Source organism: Aeromicrobium sp. Root472D3, from assembly GCF_001426485.1.
In the GTDB taxonomy this organism is placed as follows: domain Bacteria; phylum Actinomycetota; class Actinomycetes; order Propionibacteriales; family Nocardioidaceae; genus Aeromicrobium.
In genome coordinates, this window is sequence record NZ_LMET01000001.1 from 1,667,060 (window position 1) to 1,683,596 (window position 16,537).

A 16,537-nucleotide genomic window follows, 5' to 3' on the forward strand; every position below is an offset into this window, starting at 1 on the left:
CTCCCCCGAAACAGTCTTTCACCGAAGAAGAAGGCAGGCACACACATGGCGGAACTCACCATCCGTCCGGACGAGATCCGTGACGCGTTGCAGAAGTTCGTGGCCGACTACAAGCCCAGCGCGGCGGCCACCGAAGAGGTCGGCATCGTCGCGACCGCCGGCGACGGCATCGCGCGCGTCGAGGGTCTGCCCTCGGCCATGGCCAACGAGCTCCTCGAGTTCGAGGACGGCACGCTGGGCCTCGCCCTCAACCTCGACGTCCGCGAGATCGGCGTCGTCATCCTCGGTGAGTTCTCCGGGATCGAGGAGGGCCAGACCGTGCGTCGCACCGGCGAGGTCCTGTCGGTCCCCGTGGGCGACAACTACCTGGGTCGCGTCGTCGACCCGCTGGGTGCCCCGATCGACGGCCTCGGCGAGATCGTGACCGACAAGCGTCGCGCCCTCGAGCTGCAGGCTCCCAACGTCATGCAGCGCAAGAGCGTGCACGAGCCGATGATGACGGGTCTCAAGGCGATCGACTCGCTGACCCCCATCGGCCGCGGCCAGCGTCAGCTGATCATCGGCGACCGCCAGACCGGCAAGACCGCGATCGCGATCGACACGATCATCAACCAGAAGGAGTTCTGGGAGTCGGGCGACCCCGACAAGCAGGTCCGCTGCATCTACGTCGCGATCGGCCAGAAGGGCTCGACGATCGCCTCGGTGCGCGGCGCGCTCGAGGAGGCCGGCGCTCTGGAGTACACGACGATCGTGGCCGCTCCCGCCTCCGACTCCGCGGGCTTCAAGTACCTCGCCCCGTACACCGGCTCGGCCATCGGCCAGGAGTGGATGTACGCCGGCAAGCACGTGCTCATCGTGTTCGACGACCTGTCGAAGCAGGCCGAGGCGTACCGCGCCGTGTCGCTGCTGCTGCGTCGTCCGCCGGGCCGCGAGGCCTACCCGGGTGACGTCTTCTACCTGCACTCGCGGCTGCTCGAGCGCTGCGCCAAGCTCAGCGACGAGCTGGGTGCCGGCTCGATGACGGGTCTGCCGATCATCGAGACCAAGGCCAACGACGTCTCGGCGTACATCCCGACCAACGTCATCTCGATCACCGACGGACAGATCTTCCTGCAGTCCGACCTGTTCAACGCCAACCAGCGTCCCGCGGTCGACGTCGGCATCTCGGTCTCGCGCGTCGGTGGCGCCGCGATGCAGAAGTCGATGAAGAAGGTCACCGGCTCGCTCAAGGTCGAGCTCGCGCAGTACCGCGCGATGGAGGCGTTCGCGATGTTCGCGTCCGACCTCGACGCCGCGTCCAAGCAGCAGCTCGCCCGTGGTCAGCGCATCATGGAGCTGTTCAAGCAGGGCCAGTACGCGCCGTTCCCGGTCGAGCACCAGGTCGTGTCGATCTGGGCGGCCTCGGCCGGCAAGCTCGACGCCGTCCCGGTCGAGGACGTGTCGCGCTTCGAGACCGAGTTCCTCGACTACCTCAAGCGCTCGCACGCCGGGATCCTCGACGCCATCCGCGAGACCGGCAAGTTCGAGGACGACAACCGCTCGGCCCTCGAGCAGGCGTACGACTCGTTCACCGATCAGTTCGAGACCTCCGGGGGCGGCTCGATCAAGGCCGGTCACGAGGAGTTCGACGCCCTGTCCGACGAAGACGTCGAGCAGGAGCAGATCGTCAAGCAGAAGCGGGGCTGACGATGGCCGCATCGGTCCGCGAGCTACGCGCGAAGATCAGGTCGACCCAGGCGACCAAGAAGATCACGCGCGCCATGGAGCTCATCGCTGCGTCGCGCATCATCAAGGCGCAGCAGCGAGCGGCGGCGGCAGCGCCGTACGCCCGTGAGCTCACGCGCGCCGTGTCGGCCGTCGCCACCTTCTCCAACGTCGACCACCCGTTGACGACCGAGAAGGAGAACCCCACCAAGGCGGCGGTGCTGGTCATCACGAGCGATCGTGGTCTGGCCGGCGCCTACTCCTCGGCGGTGCTCAAGGAGGCCGAGCGCCTCGTCGAGAAGCTGCAGGGCGAGGGCAAGGACGTCGACCTGTACCTCAGCGGTCGCAAGGCCGAGGCGTACTACCGGTTCCGCGGACGCGAGTTCGTCGAGTCGTGGACGGGCTTCTCCGACCAGCCGCAGTACTCTGACGCCCGCGAGATCGGCAACACGCTGGTCCGCACGTTCGCCCTCAGCGAGACCGACGAGGAGGCTCTCGATCCCGCTCTGGCGTCCGACGAGCTGCACGTCGTGTTCACGCGGTTCAAGTCGATGCTGACGCAGGAGCCCGACGTCATCCGTCTGCTCCCGCTCGAGGTCGTCGAGGGCACGGAGGCGCCCAGCGCCGACGAGGTCCTGCCGCTGTACGAGTTCGAGCCGTCGGCCCACGACGTCCTCGACGCGCTGCTGCCCAAGTACGTCCACAGCCGCATCTACTACTGCCTGCTCCAGGCCTCGGCCTCCGAGCTCGCGGCACGTCAGAAGGCGATGAAGTCGGCGACGGACAACGCGCAGGACCTCATCGAGAAGTACACCCGGACAGCCAACCAGGCCCGCCAGGCGGGNAGTGAGTGAGAGAGATGACTGCACAGACCGCAGACCTGACCACGGACGACGCGACGCTGGCCACGGGCCGGGTCGCTCGTGTCACCGGCCCCGTGATCGACGTCGAGTTCCCGAGCGACGCGATCCCCGACATGTACAACGCTCTCAAGGTCGACACCACGATCGACGGCGTCACCGAGACGTTGACCCTCGAGGTCGCCCTCCACATCGGCGACGGCCTGATCCGCGCGATCAGCCTGCGTCCGACCGACGGCATCGTCCGCGGCGCGACGGTCACCAACACCGGCGAGCCCATCACGGTGCCGGTCGGCGACCAGACCCTCGGCAAGGTGTTCAACACCACCGGTGACGTCATGAACCTCGCCGAGGGCGAGGTGTGGGAGGTCAAGGAGCGTCGTGGCATCCACGGCAAGGCGCCCTCGTTCGACCAGCTCGAGCCCAAGACCGAGATGTTCCAGACCGGCATCAAGGTCATCGACCTGCTGACGCCGTACGTGCTGGGCGGAAAGATCGGCCTGTTCGGTGGAGCCGGCGTCGGCAAGACCGTGCTGATCCAGGAGATGATCGCCCGCGTCGCCAAGGACCACGACGGCGTGTCGGTGTTCGCCGGCGTCGGCGAGCGCACCCGCGAGGGCAACGACCTCATCGTCGAGATGGAGGAGTCGGGCGTCCTCGACAAGGTGGCGCTCGTGTTCGGCCAGATGGACGAGCCGCCGGGAGCGCGTCTGCGCGTCGCCCTGTCGGCCCTGACGATGGCCGAGTACTTCCGCGACGTCCAGAACCAGGACGTGCTGCTGTTCATCGACAACATCTTCCGGTTCACGCAGGCCGGCTCGGAGGTCTCGACGCTGCTCGGCCGCATGCCGTCGGCCGTGGGCTACCAGCCCACGCTGGCCGACGAGATGGGCGTCCTGCAGGAGCGCATCACCTCGACGCGTGGTCACTCGATCACGTCGCTCCAGGCGATCTACGTCCCCGCCGACGACTACACCGACCCGGCCCCGGCCACGACGTTCGCGCACCTGGACGCCACGACCGAGCTCAACCGCGAGATCGCCTCGATGGGCATCTACCCCGCGGTCGACCCGCTGACGTCGACGTCGCGCATCCTCGACCCCCGCTACATCAGCGCCGACCACTACAACACGGCCAACCGGGTCAAGAGCATCCTGCAGCGCAACAAGGAGCTCCAGGACATCATCGCGATCCTCGGTGTCGACGAGCTCAGCGAAGAGGACAAGACGCTCGTGTCGCGTGCTCGTCGCATCCAGCGCTTCCTGTCGCAGAACACCTACGTGGCCAAGCAGTTCACGGGCATCGAGGGCTCGACGGTCTCGATCGACGAGACCATCGACGGCTTCACCAAGATCTGCGACGGCGACTACGACCACGTGGCTGAGCAGGCCTTCTTCATGTGCGGCGGTCTCGAAGACGTCGACAAGAAGTGGGAAGAAATCCAGAAGAGCATCTGATGGCGTCGTCGGATCAGAGCAAGGCTCTGCAGATCGAGCTCGTCGCGGCCGACCGCGTCGTGTGGTCCGGACAGGCCCGGGAGGTCCTCGCGCGCACCGTCGCCGGAGACCTCGGGGTCCTGTCGGGCCACGCCCCGCTGCTCTCGCTGCTCGTGCCCGGCGTGGTCGAGATCAGGCCGCTCGAGGGGTCCGAGATCGTCCGCGTCGCGGTCGGTGACGGCTTCCTGTCGGTCTCGGACAACCACGTGTCGATCCTGAGCGAGGACGCGTTCCTGGCCTCCGAGATCGACGCCGCGGCGGTCAAGGCCGACATCGAGACGGCTCGCGCCGAGGGTGACACCGAGGCCGAGCGCCGCGCCGAGGCCAAGCTGCGCCTCGTCGACAAGACATAGCACTTCACGGGGCCTGAGACGGCGGGAGGGAGATGGGCGTGCCGCTGTGGTGGTGGTTGCTCGACTCCCTGCTGTTCGTCGTGGTCCTGCTGGTGCTGCTGCTGGTCGGGCTGCTCGTGCGCGGGCGCCTGCTGGCGCGGTCGGGCGGCGCGTTCGACATGAGCGTGACGCGCGGTGCCGACGCGCAGGCCCGCGGCTGGATGCACGGTCTGGCAGTCTACGGCGACACCGAGCTGCGCTGGTTCCGGACGTTCTCGCTGTCGTGGCGGCCGCGGTACCGGTTCGTGCGCGGTGACGTGCAGATCGACGGGCGCCGCGAGCCGCGGGGCGACGAGGTGCACGCGATCCACCCGGGTCACCTGATCGTGGGCACCGCCTTCGCCTCGGACGTGCGCCAGTTCGCGATGAGCCCGGACGCGCTGACGGGGCTGCTGTCGTGGCTCGAGTCGTCGCCCCCGGGCCAGCGGGTCAACAACGTCCTGTAGGCGCCGGCGATCCGGCCGAAGTGGTTGACGCCCCGCGACCCAGCGGCGAGAATCGACAGACGTTCTCCGGGCCGATCGGCCCGTCCCCCTGGAACCGAAGGTGTCTGACGTGATGAAGCGACTCGTTGTCGGTGTGTTCGTGTCGGCCGTGGCGGTGGTCGGGATCGCTCCCGTCGCATCGGCCGCGACGTCGAGCGACACCACCGCCGTGGCCAAGGCCAAGGTCAAGAAGCCCAAGGCCCCGAAGGTCATCGACTGGGACGCCCCGGCACCCGTCTCCGGTGGCTACACGACCCAGCGCATCGACTGGGACTGAGCGCCACCCCTTCGTCCCTGGGCTCGCCTCACCCGTTCGCCGGTGAGGCCGCCTCACCCGGTCGCCAGTGAGCTCGCCTCACCCGTTCGCCAGTGAGGCCGCCCACGGCCGAACGTGAGGGCGAAGCCCGAGGCGAAGCTCAGTGGGTGCGCGGGCTCGAGCGAGCCTGATCGCGCACCTGGCTTCGCTGCTGGGCGGCTTGCCGCGCGGCCGCTCACGCTGCGCCAGCCCGGCGAGCGCGTTCGGGCGCGGTGCGCCCTCAGCGCTCGCCGCCCGGCACCCAGAGGGTGTCGCCGGTCTCGCGGTTGGCGTACCGACCGAGGATGAACAGCAGGTCGCTGAGCCGGTTGAGGTACTTCGCGGTCAGGATGTTCATCGTCTCGCCGTGCTCCTCGAGCGCGGCCCAGGCCGACCGCTCCGCGCGTCGCACCACGGTGCACGCGACGTGCACGGACGCCGCAGCGGGCGTGCCGCCGCGCAGGATGAACGACCGCAGCTTGGGCACCTGCTCGTTGTAGTGGTCGCACCACGCCTCGAGACGGTCGACGTACGCGGGCTCGACGCGCAGGGGCGGGTACTCGGGGTTCTCGACCACCGGGCACGACAGGTCGGCACCGACGTCGAACAGATCGTTCTGCACGTGCGTCAGCACGGCCGCGACGTCGTCGTCGAGCGTCCCGAACGACAGGGCCAGGCCGATCTGTGCATTGGCCTCGTCGACGTCGGCGTAGGCGGCCAGACGCAGGTCGAGCTTGCTGGTCGTGCTCATGTCGCCCAGGTTCGTCGTGCCGTCGTCGCCGGTTCGGGTGTAGATCCGCGTGAGGTTGACCATGCGCCGATCCTAGGCGGCGGGTGGATGTGATCCACGCCGCACTCTGTCCTCAGCAGGTTACGGACAGGTAACCTGCTGGCTATGCCTGACAAGCCCTGGGTGATGCGGACCTACGCCGGACACAGCTCGGCCGCAGAATCGAACGCTCTCTACCGTCGCAATCTCGCGAAGGGCCAGACCGGTCTCTCGGTCGCCTTCGACCTGCCCACGCAGACGGGCTACGACCCCGATCACGAGCTGAGCAGGGGAGAGGTCGGCAAGGTCGGTGTGCCGATCCCGCACCTCGGCGCGATGCGCCGGCTGTTCCAGGACATCCCGCTCGACACCATGAACACCTCGATGACGATCAACGCCACCGCGATGTGGCTGCTGGCGATGTACCAGGTCGCCGCCGAGGAGCAGGGTGTCGACCCGTCGTCGCTGTCGGGGACGACCCAGAACGACATCATCAAGGAGTACCTGTCGCGCGGCACGTACGTGTTCGGGCCCGCGCCGTCGCTGCGGCTGACGACCGACATGATCGCGTACACCGTCAGCACGATCCCGCGGTGGAATCCGCTCAACATCTGCAGCTACCACCTGCAGGAGGCCGGCGCGACGCCCACGCAGGAGCTCGCCTACGCCCTGACGACCGCGATCGCGGTGCTCGACTCGGTGCGCGACTCCGGCCAGGTGCCGCCCAAGGAGTTCGAGAAGGTCGTCGGCCGCATCTCGTTCTTCGTCAACGCCGGCGTGCGCTTCGTCGAGGAGATGTGCAAGATGCGCGCCTTCGGGCGTCTGTGGGACGAGATCACCCGCGAGCGCTACGGCGTCCAGGACCCCAAGATGCGGCGTCTGCGCTACGGCGTGCAGGTCAACTCGCTGGGCCTGACCGAGGCGCAGCCCGAGAACAACGTGCAGCGCATCGTGCTCGAGATGCTCGGCGTCACGCTGAGCAAGGACGCCCGGGCGCGCGCCGTCCAGCTGCCCGCCTGGAACGAGGCGCTGGGTCTGCCGCGGCCGTGGGACCAGCAGTGGTCGCTGCGGCTCCAGCAGGTGCTGGCCTTCGAGTCCGACCTGCTCGAGTACGACGACATCTTCGAGGGATCGGTCGTCATCGAGGCCAAGGTCGCCGAGCTGATCGAGGGCGCCAAGGCCGAGATCGACCGCGTCCAGGCGATGGGCGGGGCCGTCGCGGCCGTCGAGTCCGGCTACATGAAGCAGGCCCTGGTGGGCTCGCACAGCGAGCGCCGCGCCCGCATCGAGAGCGGAGAGATGAAGGTCGTGGGCGTCAACTCGTACGTCGAGACCGAGCCGTCGCCGCTGACCGCCGACCTCGACGGCGCGATCATGACGGCCGACCCCGAGGCCGAGCGCAACGCGATCGCCGACGTGCGGGCCTGGCGCGAGCAGCGCGACCAGGGCGCCGTCGACGAGGCCCTGCAGCGGCTGCAGCGCGAGGCCAAGACCGAGGCCAACCTGATGCAGGCCACGCTCGAGGCCGTGCGGGCCGGGGCGACGGTCGGGGAGTGGGCCGGCGCGCTGCGCGAGGTGTTCGGCGAGTACCGCGCGCCCACGGGCGTCAGCGGGGTCGCGAGCGTCGCCGAGGCCGGGGCCGAGCTGACGGCCGTCCGTGAGCGCGTGCGGGCGACGGGCGACGAGCTGGGCACCCGCCTGCGGTTCCTGGTCGGCAAGCCGGGCCTCGACGGGCACTCCAACGGGGCCGAGCAGATCGCGGTGCGGGCCCGCGACGCCGGCTTCGAGGTCGTGTACCAGGGCATCCGCCTGACGCCGGCGCAGATCGTCGCGGCGGCGGTGGCCGAGGACGTCCACGCCGTCGGCCTGTCGATCCTGTCGGGCTCGCACATGGAGCTCGTCCCCGACGTGCAGAAGGCCATGCAGGACGCCGGCATCGGCGACGTCCCGCTGATCGTCGGCGGCATCATCCCGGAGTCGGACGCCCGTCGCATGGAGGCCGCCGGCGTCGCCGCCGTCTTCACGCCCAAGGACTTCGGCATGACCACGATCATGGACCGCATCGTCGACGAGATCCGCCGCGCCAACGACCTGACCTGACGCTCGCGCGCCACCCTCCCACCCACGGGTGAGGGGTGGCTCGCGAGCCGATGGGTCAGTTGAGACCGCGGAAGTCCTCCGGCAGGCCGCCGCCGGCGACGATGTCGGCCGTCAGGTCCTGCAGGGCCATGAGGGCGACCGACTGGCTCGTGGGCCCGTACGACACCCGTGCGACGCCGAGCTCCTCGAGGCGCGCCAGCGGCAGCGATCCCGGCACGCCGATGACGGTCAGCTTCTGCGGGCCCCACGCGTCGACGAAGGCGTTGACGTCGTCCTCGGTGAGCCGGCCGGGAACGAACACGACGGGCGCGCCCGCCGCGAGGTAGGCCGAGCCGCGCTCGATCGCGTCGGCGAGGACGTCGGCGTGCGGGCGGTCGCCGGCCTTGACGAACGCGTCGGTGCGGGCGTTCAGGACGAAGTCGATGCCCTCGGCGTGACCGGCCGCGAGCACGGCCTCGACCGCGGCGACCGAGTCGGCGAGCGGCTTCATCTGGTCCTCCAGGTTCGCGCCGACGACGCCGACCTGGATCGCCCGGCGGGCGGTGTCGCCCGGGTTGCTGTAGCCGGCCTCGAGATCGGCCGTGACGGGCAGCTCGGTGGCCGACACGATCGTGCCGACCGCCTCGATCATGAGCTCGACGGGGATGTTCTCGCCGTCCTCGTAGCCGTACGACGCGGCGATCGAGTGACTGGCGGTCGCGAGGGCGTGGATGCCCTCGACGTCGGAGACGACGCGGGCGCTGATGGCGTCCCACACGTTGACGACCTTGAGCAGCTCGGGGGCCGCGTGCAGGTCGAGGAGGGTCCGGGACTGGGCTTGGATGTCGGTCATGCCATCCACGGTAGGAGCCCCGTCCCGGACCCGCAGCCTCAGTCGGCCACCAGACCCGCCGCGGGTGCGATCCGGGCCGCGCGGCGAGCCGGCAGGACGCAGGCGACCAGACCCGCGAGCGCGGCGACGAGCAGGATCAGACCGATCTGCCCCCACGGCACCGTGAGCCCGGGCGCCGTCCTGAAGACGCCGACCGAGGCCGTCCGGACACCGAACCACGCGTACGCCGTCCCGAGGGCGACGCCCAGCACCGCGGCGACGCCGGCCATCAGGAGCGCCTCGATCGCGAGCATCGCGCGCAGCCCCGACCACTCGAGCCCGAGCGCCCGCAGCAGCGAGTTCTCACGGACCCGTTCGAGCACCGAGAGGCTGAGCGTGTTGCCGACGCCGATCAGCGCGATCAGCACCGCGATCGCGAGCAGGCCGATCGTGACGCTGAGCATGACGTCGAGCACCTTCACGACGTCGGCCCGGTCCGGCAGCCCGCCGGAGACGTCGAGGTCGGCGGTGCGGGCGACGGCCGTGACGTCCGCCGTGACGTCCCCCGGATCGGCCGAGGCGGCGGCCCGCACCCACACCGCGCGGGTGCCGTCGGACGTCGCGCCGATCGCGTCGAGCGTCCGTCGGCTCACCAGGGGCGACTCGCCGAAGCCGGTGCCGTAGGCGACGGTCATGTCGCGTGTCTCGCCGGCGATCGTGACCGCGACGGTCTCGCCCGAGGGTGACAGCTCGGCCGACGTCATGCCGGACGGCAGGACGATCGTGCCGGGGGAGAGCGGGGAGAACGTCGGGGTGCCGTGGACGAGGTCCAGCGCCGCGTCGTCGACGCCCAGCACCTCGACGTCCTGACCGCCGACCCGCGCGGCGACGCCGGGCAGCTCGGCGACCCCGGCGACGCCGTCGACGCCCGCGATGTCGTCGGCGACCCGACCGGGGATCGTCCCGGACGACGTCGCCGTCAGGTCGATCGGGTTGTTGACGTCGAGGGAGGTGCTGACCTTGTGCGAGATCGAGGCCGATCCGACCACGACGGCCGTGATGAGCGTGACGCCGATCAGCAGGGCCGTCGACGTCGCCGCGGTGCGCCGGGGGTTGCGCAGCGAGTTCACGTGCGCGAGGCGCCCGGCCAGGCCGAGACGACGTGCGAGCGGGCCGGCGGCCCGGATCGCGGCCGGGACGATGACGGGGGTCAGCAGCAGCACGCCGATGAACGACAGCATCCCGCCGAGCATCCCGACGAGCAGCGATCCCGCCAGACCTGCTGCGAGCCCGGCCCCGCCCGTCGCGAGCAGTGCCGCGGCGACGACGAGGCGGAGGGCCCCCGAGCGGGTGCGCAGCTCGACGACGTCGTGGTGCTGCAGCGCCGCGAGCGGCGACTGCGCACCGGCGCGCTGCGCAGGCAGGTACGCGCCCGCGGCGGTGACGGCGACGCCCAGGAGCACGGGCACCGCGACGGACGCGAGGGTCAGCGACGGCGATCCCATCGGCGTCGTGGGGGAGAGGTGCCCGATCAGCGCCGCTCCGGCGACGGCGACGCCGAGTCCCAGCAGCACGCCGGCGATCGAGCCGACCACGCCGAGCAGCACGCCCTCGACCACGACCGAGCGGGCCACCTGCGACCGGACGGCGCCGATGCATCGCAGCAGGGCGAGGTCGCGGGCGCGCTGGGCCAGCAGGATCGTGAACGTGTTGGCGATGACGAGCGCGCCGACGAACAGCGAGATGCCGGCGAACACGTAGATGAGCTTCTGGAACACGTCGATGCCCCGGGTGGCGTCGAGCCGCAGGGTCTCCCGGTACGCGGCACCGTCGACGACCACGGCGTCGCCGGCCGCCGCCTGGACGCTGGTGCGCGCCGCCGACGCGTCGCCTCGCGTCGCCACGACGGCGTCGACCGGTCCCGCGACGTCGCCCAGCGACGCGAACGCCTTCTCGGGGAGGTAGACGGCGGCCGACAGCGGGCCGTCCTGGTCGTCGACCGTGCCGGTCACGGTCATCCGACGGTCGCCGGCGGGCAGGTCGAGCGTGACGGTGTCACCGGGCGACACGCCGTGACGTCGCGCGTCGGACGTCGACAGCGCGATCTCGTCGCCGGCGTCCGGGGCAGGCAGCCGTCCGGTCGTCGCCTCCTGCCAGCGCAGCGTCGCCGAGGTGGAGATGCTGCCGAGCGACAGGTCGCGCGGTCCGTCGGGCAGGGTCGCGCCGACGTACGCGGTCCAGTCGACGGCGACCGCGTCGACGCCGTCGACGGCGGCCACCCGCCGCACGACGTCGGCGAAGCCCTCGAGGTCGCCGGTGCCGGGGATCGCGAGGTCGGCGCGGCCGTACTGCTGCCCGACCGCCCGGGCGGAGCCGTCGCGAGCGGCGGCGCTGAGCGCGGTGACGGCCACGATGAAGCCCGTGGCGATCACGACGGCCAGCAGGGCCGCGACGTAGCGACGCGCGTACGTGCGCATCGACGCGAGGATCACGGTGCGCACGGCTCAGGCCCCCATCGTGCGCAGCGCGTCGAGGACGTCGTCCTGCGTCGGGGCGTCGAGCTGGCCCGCGACGCGGCCGTCGGCCACGAGGACGACGCGATCGGCGTACGCCGCGGCCGACGGCTCGTGCGTCACCATCACGACGGTCTGCCCGAGCTCGCGCACCGACCGTCGCAGGAAGTCGAGCACCTCCGAGCTGGTGCGGCTGTCGAGGTTGCCGGTCGGCTCGTCGGCGAAGACGATCTGCGGCCGGCTCATGAGCGCACGGGCCACCGCGACGCGCTGCTGCTGCCCGCCGGACAGCTGCGTGGGCCGGTGGCCCAGGCGGTCGGTCAGCGCCAGGACGCCGATCAGCTCGTCGAACCACGCCCAGTCGGGGTCGACGCCGGCGAGGTCGAGCGGCAGCAGGATGTTCTGCTTCGCCGTCAGCATCGGCAGCAGGTTGAAGGCCTGGAAGACGAAGCCGACGTGGTGCCGGCGGAAGCGCGTGAGCTCGTTGTCGGACATCGCGGCGAGCTGCTGGTCGCCCACGACGACCTCGCCCGAGGTCGCCTGGTCGAGCCCGGCCAGGCAGTGCATCAACGTCGACTTGCCGGAGCCGGACGGGCCCATGATCGCGGTGAAGCGCCCGCTCTCGATCGTCAGGTCGACGCCGGCGAGGGCGTGGACCTGCGCCTCGCCGCTGCCGTAGACCTTGGTCAGCCCCGTCGTGCGGGCGGCGACGCCGGGCGATGTCTGCGGGTGGGTGAGGACGGGGGACGCGCTCATGGGTGCTCCTGTGCTGGACGATGGGTGCGTCCACCACGCTAGGAAGGATCGAGCGGCCGGTCGTCAGCCCGAGGGACCCCGCTCGTCCCTCGGCGTACGACCTGGGTATGACTCAGGTGCCGGGGGCGACCAGTCCGGTCTCGTAGCCCAGCACGACGAGCTGGACGCGATCGCGCGACCCGGTCTTGGCCAGGATGCGACCGACGTGCGTCTTGACGGTCGCCTCGGCGAGGAACAGCTCGGCCGAGATCTCGCGGTTGGACCGCCCGCGGGCGATCATCCCGAGCACCTCGCGCTCGCGCGCCGTCAGTGGCGCCAGCCGCACGTCGTGGTCGGGATCGGCGGCGGTCGGGTGGCTGAGGAACCGCTCGAGCATCCGGCGGGTCGCGCTCGGCGCCACGACGGCGTCCCCGGCGTGCACGTCGCGCACCGCCGCGAGCAGGACCTCGGGCGGGGCGTCCTTGAGCAGGAACGCCGACGCACCCGCCCGCAGGGCGTCGTGGACGTACTCGTCGAGGTCGAACGTCGTCAGCACGACGACGCGCGGACGCTCGCCCCGCGCGGCCAGGGCGCGGGTGGCCTCGACGCCGTCCATGCGGGGCATGCGGACGTCCATCAGCACGATGTCGGCGGCCGTCGCGGCGAGCCGCTCGACGGCCTCGGCACCGTCGCCGGCCTCGCCGACGACCTCCATGTCGTCCTGCGACTCGATCAGCATGCGGAAGCCGGCCCGGACGAGCTGCTGGTCGTCGACCAGGAAGACCTTCACGGGCGCTCCCTCGGCGGCTGCAGGGGCACGACGGCCGTCACGCGGAACCCGCCGCCGGGCCGGGGACCGGCCTCGACCTCTCCCTCGTGGACCGCGATGCGCTCGCGGATGCCGACGATGCCGTGCCCCTGGCCGTCGTCGGCGGCCGACGAGCCACGTCCGTCGTCGTCGACGCGGATGCGGACCGTGTCGGTCGTGACGTGCACCTCGACCGACGCCGACACGTCCGGGCCGGCGTGCTTGAGCGTGTTGGTGAGCGCCTCCTGCACGATGCGGTACGTCGTCAGGCCCGTGGCGACGTCGAGGCGCGTCAGGTCGCCCGCGACGTCGAGCTCGACGGGCAGTCCGCTGACGCGCAGCTGGGTGACGAGGTCGGCGAGGTCGCCGGCCCCGGGCACGGGGGCCAGGGCCGTGTCGGCGGTCTCGTCGCGCAGCAGGCCCAGCAGCTTGCGCATCTCGGTCAGCGACGACCGCCCCGTCGCCGAGATGGTGCGCAGCGTCTCGACGGCCTGCTCGGGACGACGGCGGGACGCGTAGAGCGCTCCGTCGGCCTGCACGACCATGACCGAGAGGCTGTGGGCGACGACGTCGTGCATCTCGCGGGCGATGCGGGCACGCTCGGCGGCCGTCGCGATCTGCGCCTGCTGGGCGGCGTCGCGCTCGAGCTGCGCGGCACGCTCCTCCAGGGTCGCGACGTACGCGCGGCGCGTGCGCGCCAGGTAGCCCAGCAGCCAGGAGGCGAAGGCGATCGTCGCCAGCGACGTCAGCGAGAAGACGTACGACCGGGCGTCGCTGAACTCCCCGAGCCAGTCCTCCGTCGCGACGACCGCACCGAGCAGGCCCGTCGCGAGTCCTGCCCACACCGCCCACCGCGGCCCGTACGCGGCGATGGCGTAGAGCCCGAAGAGCAGGGCCACGTCGCCGTAGAGCGTCGTGTCGGTCAGCAGCACCTGGGCGAGCAGCATCAGGCCGATCGCCGTGAACGAGACGACGGGAGCACGTCGGCGCAGCACGAGGGGCGCGACCAGGACGGCGCTGACCAGCAGATCGGCCTGTGACGAGGCAGCCCCGATCACGAGCGGGACGACCAGCAGCACGCCGACCAGCAGGACGTCGAATCCCACGGAGTCCAGCGCCCGGTGGAGCCGTGACCGTCCGTGCATGGGGCCCAGCCTAGTGACGACCCGGCGGCACCGCGTCCACCCGTGGGATGACCTCACGGGCCGAGCGGGTGCCCTACGCTGGGCACGAGATCAGGCAGCGACCTTCGAGCGCGATTTCGAGGAGGACTTCTTGCCCTTGCCGTCGACCTTCCCGTCGACCTTGACGAGCCGGCGCTTCTTGACGGTGTAGCCGTCGGGCAGCGTGCCCTCCTTCATCATGCGAAGGGGGCAGCGCTTGCAGGCGGGCTTGTCGCTGCAGCACTTCTTCTTCGGCATCTTGGGCACGACACCACGATACCAGCGTGAGGTGAGGCTCGCCTTATGCGAGAGACTGGAGACATGGGACACATGGCAGCACCAGCATTCGTCGAACGGCTCAACGAGCAGATCGGTCACGAGTTCAGCGCGCACCAGCAGTACGTCGCGATCGCGACGTACTACGACGCGCTGACGATGCCGCAGATGGCCGCGCTGTTCTACCGGCAGGCCGAGGAGGAGCGCGACCACGCCATGATGATGGTGCAGTACCTCCTCGACGCCGACCAGGTGCCGGTCATCCCGGCCCTCCCGGCGCCCCGCGTCGCGTTCGCCGACGTCGTCGAGCCCGTCGCGACGGCCCTCGCGCAGGAGCAGCGCGTCACCGAGCAGATCTACGAGCTGACCCGCATCGCCCGTGAGCACAGCGACTTCGCGTCCGACCAGTTCATGCAGTGGTTCATCAAGGAGCAGGTCGAGGAGGTCTCCTCGATGAGCGACCTGCTGGCGGTCGTCACCCGCTCGAAGCACGACTACGAGCGCATCGAGGACTGGGTCGCCCGTGAGGAGACGGGCGGCGAGAGCGACCCGACCGCGCCGAGGATCGCCGGTGCGTAGGGCAGGCGCCGCACTCGTCGCGGTCGCGGCCCTCGTGTCCCTGGCGGCCTGCGGCTCCGGCACCGATGGCGACGGGGACGGGCGAGCGCCCGACGGCGACGCGGCCGCGTCCGGCACGTCGCTGACGATCGAGGTCGTGAGCGGCGAGGGCGCCACGCCGAAGACGTACCGCCTGACGTGCGACCCGGCCGGGGGAGACCACCCGCAGCCCGAGCAGGCCTGCGACGCGATCGCGGCGGCCGGAGCATCGGTGTTCGAGCCCGTCCCGTCCGACCGGTCGTGCACCATGGTCTTCGGCGGCCCGCAGACCGCGACGGTCACGGGCACCTACGAGGGCGCCGACGTCGACGCGAGCTTCAGCCGTCAGGACGGCTGCGAGATCGACCGCTGGGAGAAGCTCGGCACCACGGTGTTCGACCTGCCGCTGCAGTGACGCCCTAGAACAGGCGCAGTGACGGGTCGTCGATGCCGCGCAGCTCGTCGTAGTCGACGACGACGCACTCGATGCCGCGGTCGGTCGCCAGCGTCCGAGCCTGGGGCCTGATCTCCTGGGCCGCGAAGATGCCGCGCACGGGTCGCAGGGCGGGATCGCGGTTCATCAGCTCGAGGTAGCGGGTCAGCTGCTCGACGCCGTCGATGTCGCCGCGCCGCTTGATCTCGACGGCCACGGCGGCGTTGGACGCGTCGCGGCACAGCAGGTCGACCGGGCCGATCGCGGTCATGAACTCGCGGCGCACCAGGCTCATGCCCGGTCCGAGGGCCGTCGTGTGCTCGGCGAGCAGCTCCTGGAGGTGCTTCTCGACGCCGTCCTTGCGCAGGCCGGGGTCGATGCCGAGGTCGTGCGCCGTGTCCTCGAGCACCTCCTCGATGAGGATGCGCAGGGTGTCGTCGGTCTTGCCGGCCGTGACGGTCCACTCGACGACGCCCTCGTCGGTGACGCCCTCGCGCAGCGTGCACGGCGGGCTCATCCAGTTGAGCGGCTTGTACGACCCGCCGTCGGAGTGGATCAGCACCGAGCCGTCGTTCTTGACCATGATGAGGCGGGTGGCCAGGGGGAGGTGCGCCGCCAGGCGTCCGGCGTAGTCGACCTGGCAGCGGGCGATGACCAGTCTCACTTGAGCCGGGTGGCCGTTCCGAGATTGAACCTCAGCGTGTCGTCGTCGACGACCGTGCCCTTGTCGGTGTTGCCGTCGTCGCCGACCAGCGAGACGGTGTCGCCGTCGACCTCGTACTTGCCGGTGCGGAAGTCGATGACGCCCTGGAAGTCCTCGATGAACGTCCCGTCCTCGACGAGGTGCAGGACGTACTGCTCGGACGGGATCTCCCAGTCACCGCGCAGCGCCACAGCGGCGGGGTCCTGCGGGTCGACCGACGGGGCCTCGCTGATCGTCGCGGTGGGCGTCGGGGAGGCGGTCGGATCGGCGGCTGCGTCGTCCGAGGAGTCGGAGCCGCACGCGGTCAGCACGGTCAGCGCGGCGGCGGTCAGGGCTGTGGCCATCGTCATACGAAGTTTCATCGTTCCCCCTAGGGCGGCAGGCAGGGCCACGCTAG

18 protein-coding genes are annotated in these 16,537 nt (G+C 70.8%); 9 read left to right on the forward strand and 9 right to left on the reverse strand.

Going from position 1 to position 16,537, the window contains the following annotated elements; genetic code table 11:
- Positions 1-45 precede the first annotated feature (45 nt).
- From atpA to ASD10_RS08220, 6 genes are all read left to right on the forward strand, one after another.
- Entirely contained in the window at positions 46-1,686 is a 1,641-nt protein-coding gene (gene atpA, locus ASD10_RS08195; RefSeq protein ID WP_056607213.1) for a F0F1 ATP synthase subunit alpha, read from the forward strand.
- Positions 1,687-1,688: 2 nt separating this feature from the next.
- A partial coding sequence (locus ASD10_RS08200) for a F0F1 ATP synthase subunit gamma (RefSeq protein WP_235501788.1) occupies positions 1,689-2,548 on the forward strand: 860 nt, incomplete at its 3' end.
- A gap of 15 nt (positions 2,549-2,563) precedes the next feature.
- A complete protein-coding gene (gene atpD, locus ASD10_RS08205; RefSeq protein ID WP_056607217.1) occupies positions 2,564-4,021 on the forward strand; it encodes a F0F1 ATP synthase subunit beta in 1,458 nt (485 codons plus the stop codon).
- Positions 4,021-4,413, forward strand: a complete 393-nt coding sequence (locus tag ASD10_RS08210) for a F0F1 ATP synthase subunit epsilon (RefSeq protein ID WP_056607219.1) — start codon at positions 4,021-4,023, stop codon at positions 4,411-4,413. Before atpD ends, ASD10_RS08210 begins: the two co-directional genes overlap by 1 nt.
- 38 nt (positions 4,414-4,451) lie before the next feature.
- The gene (locus ASD10_RS08215; RefSeq protein ID WP_162248830.1) at positions 4,452-4,898 is read left to right on the forward strand and encodes a DUF2550 domain-containing protein; all 447 of its coding nucleotides are present in this window, start codon (positions 4,452-4,454) and stop codon (positions 4,896-4,898) included.
- Positions 4,899-5,010: 112 nt separating this feature from the next.
- A complete protein-coding gene (locus ASD10_RS08220; RefSeq protein ID WP_157432501.1) occupies positions 5,011-5,214 on the forward strand; it encodes a hypothetical protein in 204 nt (67 codons plus the stop codon).
- A gap of 259 nt (positions 5,215-5,473) precedes the next feature.
- Here ASD10_RS08220 and ASD10_RS08225 read toward each other — a convergent pair whose 3' ends face one another.
- Positions 5,474-6,046, reverse strand: coding sequence for a cob(I)yrinic acid a,c-diamide adenosyltransferase (locus ASD10_RS08225; RefSeq protein WP_056607223.1), 573 nt, complete (start codon positions 6,044-6,046; stop codon positions 5,474-5,476).
- A gap of 81 nt (positions 6,047-6,127) precedes the next feature.
- Between ASD10_RS08225 and ASD10_RS08230 the strand changes: the two genes are divergently transcribed.
- A complete protein-coding gene (locus tag ASD10_RS08230) occupies positions 6,128-8,101 on the forward strand; it encodes a protein meaA (RefSeq protein WP_056607225.1) in 1,974 nt (657 codons plus the stop codon).
- Positions 8,102-8,156: 55 nt separating this feature from the next.
- Here the strand turns inward: ASD10_RS08230 and ASD10_RS08235 are convergent, their stop codons facing one another.
- From ASD10_RS08235 to ASD10_RS08260, 6 genes are all read right to left on the reverse strand, one after another.
- The gene (locus tag ASD10_RS08235) at positions 8,157-8,933 is read right to left on the reverse strand and encodes an isocitrate lyase/phosphoenolpyruvate mutase family protein (protein WP_056607227.1); all 777 of its coding nucleotides are present in this window, start codon (positions 8,931-8,933) and stop codon (positions 8,157-8,159) included.
- A 38-nt stretch (positions 8,934-8,971) separates the two neighbouring features.
- Positions 8,972-11,413: an ABC transporter permease gene (locus ASD10_RS08240; RefSeq protein ID WP_056607229.1), complete on the reverse strand. Its 2,442-nt coding sequence runs from the start codon at positions 11,411-11,413 to the stop codon at positions 8,972-8,974.
- Positions 11,414-11,416: 3 nt separating this feature from the next.
- A complete protein-coding gene (locus ASD10_RS08245) occupies positions 11,417-12,181 on the reverse strand; it encodes an ABC transporter ATP-binding protein (RefSeq protein WP_082556097.1) in 765 nt (254 codons plus the stop codon).
- A 112-nt stretch (positions 12,182-12,293) separates the two neighbouring features.
- Positions 12,294-12,950, reverse strand: a complete 657-nt coding sequence (locus ASD10_RS08250; RefSeq protein ID WP_056607231.1) for a response regulator transcription factor — start codon at positions 12,948-12,950, stop codon at positions 12,294-12,296.
- Entirely contained in the window at positions 12,947-14,113 is a 1,167-nt protein-coding gene (locus tag ASD10_RS08255) for a sensor histidine kinase (protein ID WP_056607233.1), read from the reverse strand. Before ASD10_RS08255 ends, ASD10_RS08250 begins: the two co-directional genes overlap by 4 nt.
- Before the next feature lie 90 nt (positions 14,114-14,203).
- Entirely contained in the window at positions 14,204-14,389 is a 186-nt protein-coding gene (locus ASD10_RS08260; protein WP_056610030.1) for a hypothetical protein, read from the reverse strand.
- A 63-nt stretch (positions 14,390-14,452) separates the two neighbouring features.
- Between ASD10_RS08260 and ASD10_RS08265 the strand changes: the two genes are divergently transcribed.
- Entirely contained in the window at positions 14,453-14,986 is a 534-nt protein-coding gene (locus ASD10_RS08265) for a ferritin (RefSeq protein ID WP_235501789.1), read from the forward strand.
- Positions 14,979-15,419 carry an SSI family serine proteinase inhibitor gene (locus ASD10_RS08270; protein ID WP_200938181.1) on the forward strand — a complete coding sequence of 147 codons (441 nt, stop codon included), beginning with the start codon at positions 14,979-14,981 and terminating at the stop codon, positions 15,417-15,419. The genes ASD10_RS08265 and ASD10_RS08270 overlap by 8 nt, the downstream gene beginning before the upstream one ends.
- Before the next feature lie 4 nt (positions 15,420-15,423).
- On the opposite strand, the gene nucS is transcribed toward ASD10_RS08270, so the two are convergent.
- Together nucS and ASD10_RS08280 are read right to left on the reverse strand one after the other, a co-directional pair.
- Positions 15,424-16,101, reverse strand: coding sequence for an endonuclease NucS (nucS, locus tag ASD10_RS08275; protein WP_056607237.1), 678 nt, complete (start codon positions 16,099-16,101; stop codon positions 15,424-15,426).
- Complete coding sequence (locus ASD10_RS08280; RefSeq protein ID WP_157432502.1) at positions 16,098-16,484, reverse strand: hypothetical protein; 387 nt, start codon at positions 16,482-16,484, stop codon at positions 16,098-16,100. The genes nucS and ASD10_RS08280 overlap by 4 nt, the downstream gene beginning before the upstream one ends.
- Between the last annotated feature and the right edge of the window lie 53 nt (positions 16,485-16,537).

Excerpts from the sequence above, each read along its gene's own strand:
- ASD10_RS08225 (WP_056607223.1), bottom strand. The coding sequence starts at position 6,046 with ATGGTCAACCTCACGCGGATCTACACCCGAACCGGCGACGACGGCACG.
- atpD (WP_056607217.1), top strand. The coding sequence starts at position 2,564 with ATGACTGCACAGACCGCAGACCTGACCACGGACGACGCGACGCTGGCC.
- ASD10_RS08235 (WP_056607227.1), bottom strand. The coding sequence starts at position 8,933 with ATGACCGACATCCAAGCCCAGTCCCGGACCCTCCTCGACCTGCACGCG.
- ASD10_RS08255 (WP_056607233.1), bottom strand. The coding sequence starts at position 14,113 with ATGCACGGACGGTCACGGCTCCACCGGGCGCTGGACTCCGTGGGATTC.
- ASD10_RS08245 (WP_082556097.1), bottom strand. The coding sequence starts at position 12,181 with ATGAGCGCGTCCCCCGTCCTCACCCACCCGCAGACATCGCCCGGCGTC.
- atpA (WP_056607213.1), top strand. The coding sequence starts at position 46 with ATGGCGGAACTCACCATCCGTCCGGACGAGATCCGTGACGCGTTGCAG.
- ASD10_RS08220 (WP_157432501.1), top strand. The coding sequence starts at position 5,011 with ATGAAGCGACTCGTTGTCGGTGTGTTCGTGTCGGCCGTGGCGGTGGTC.
- ASD10_RS08265 (WP_235501789.1), top strand. The coding sequence starts at position 14,453 with ATGGGACACATGGCAGCACCAGCATTCGTCGAACGGCTCAACGAGCAG.
- ASD10_RS08260 (WP_056610030.1), bottom strand. The coding sequence starts at position 14,389 with ATGCCGAAGAAGAAGTGCTGCAGCGACAAGCCCGCCTGCAAGCGCTGC.
- ASD10_RS08280 (WP_157432502.1), bottom strand. The coding sequence starts at position 16,484 with ATGGCCACAGCCCTGACCGCCGCCGCGCTGACCGTGCTGACCGCGTGC.
- ASD10_RS08230 (WP_056607225.1), top strand. The coding sequence starts at position 6,128 with ATGCCTGACAAGCCCTGGGTGATGCGGACCTACGCCGGACACAGCTCG.
- ASD10_RS08210 (WP_056607219.1), top strand. The coding sequence starts at position 4,021 with ATGGCGTCGTCGGATCAGAGCAAGGCTCTGCAGATCGAGCTCGTCGCG.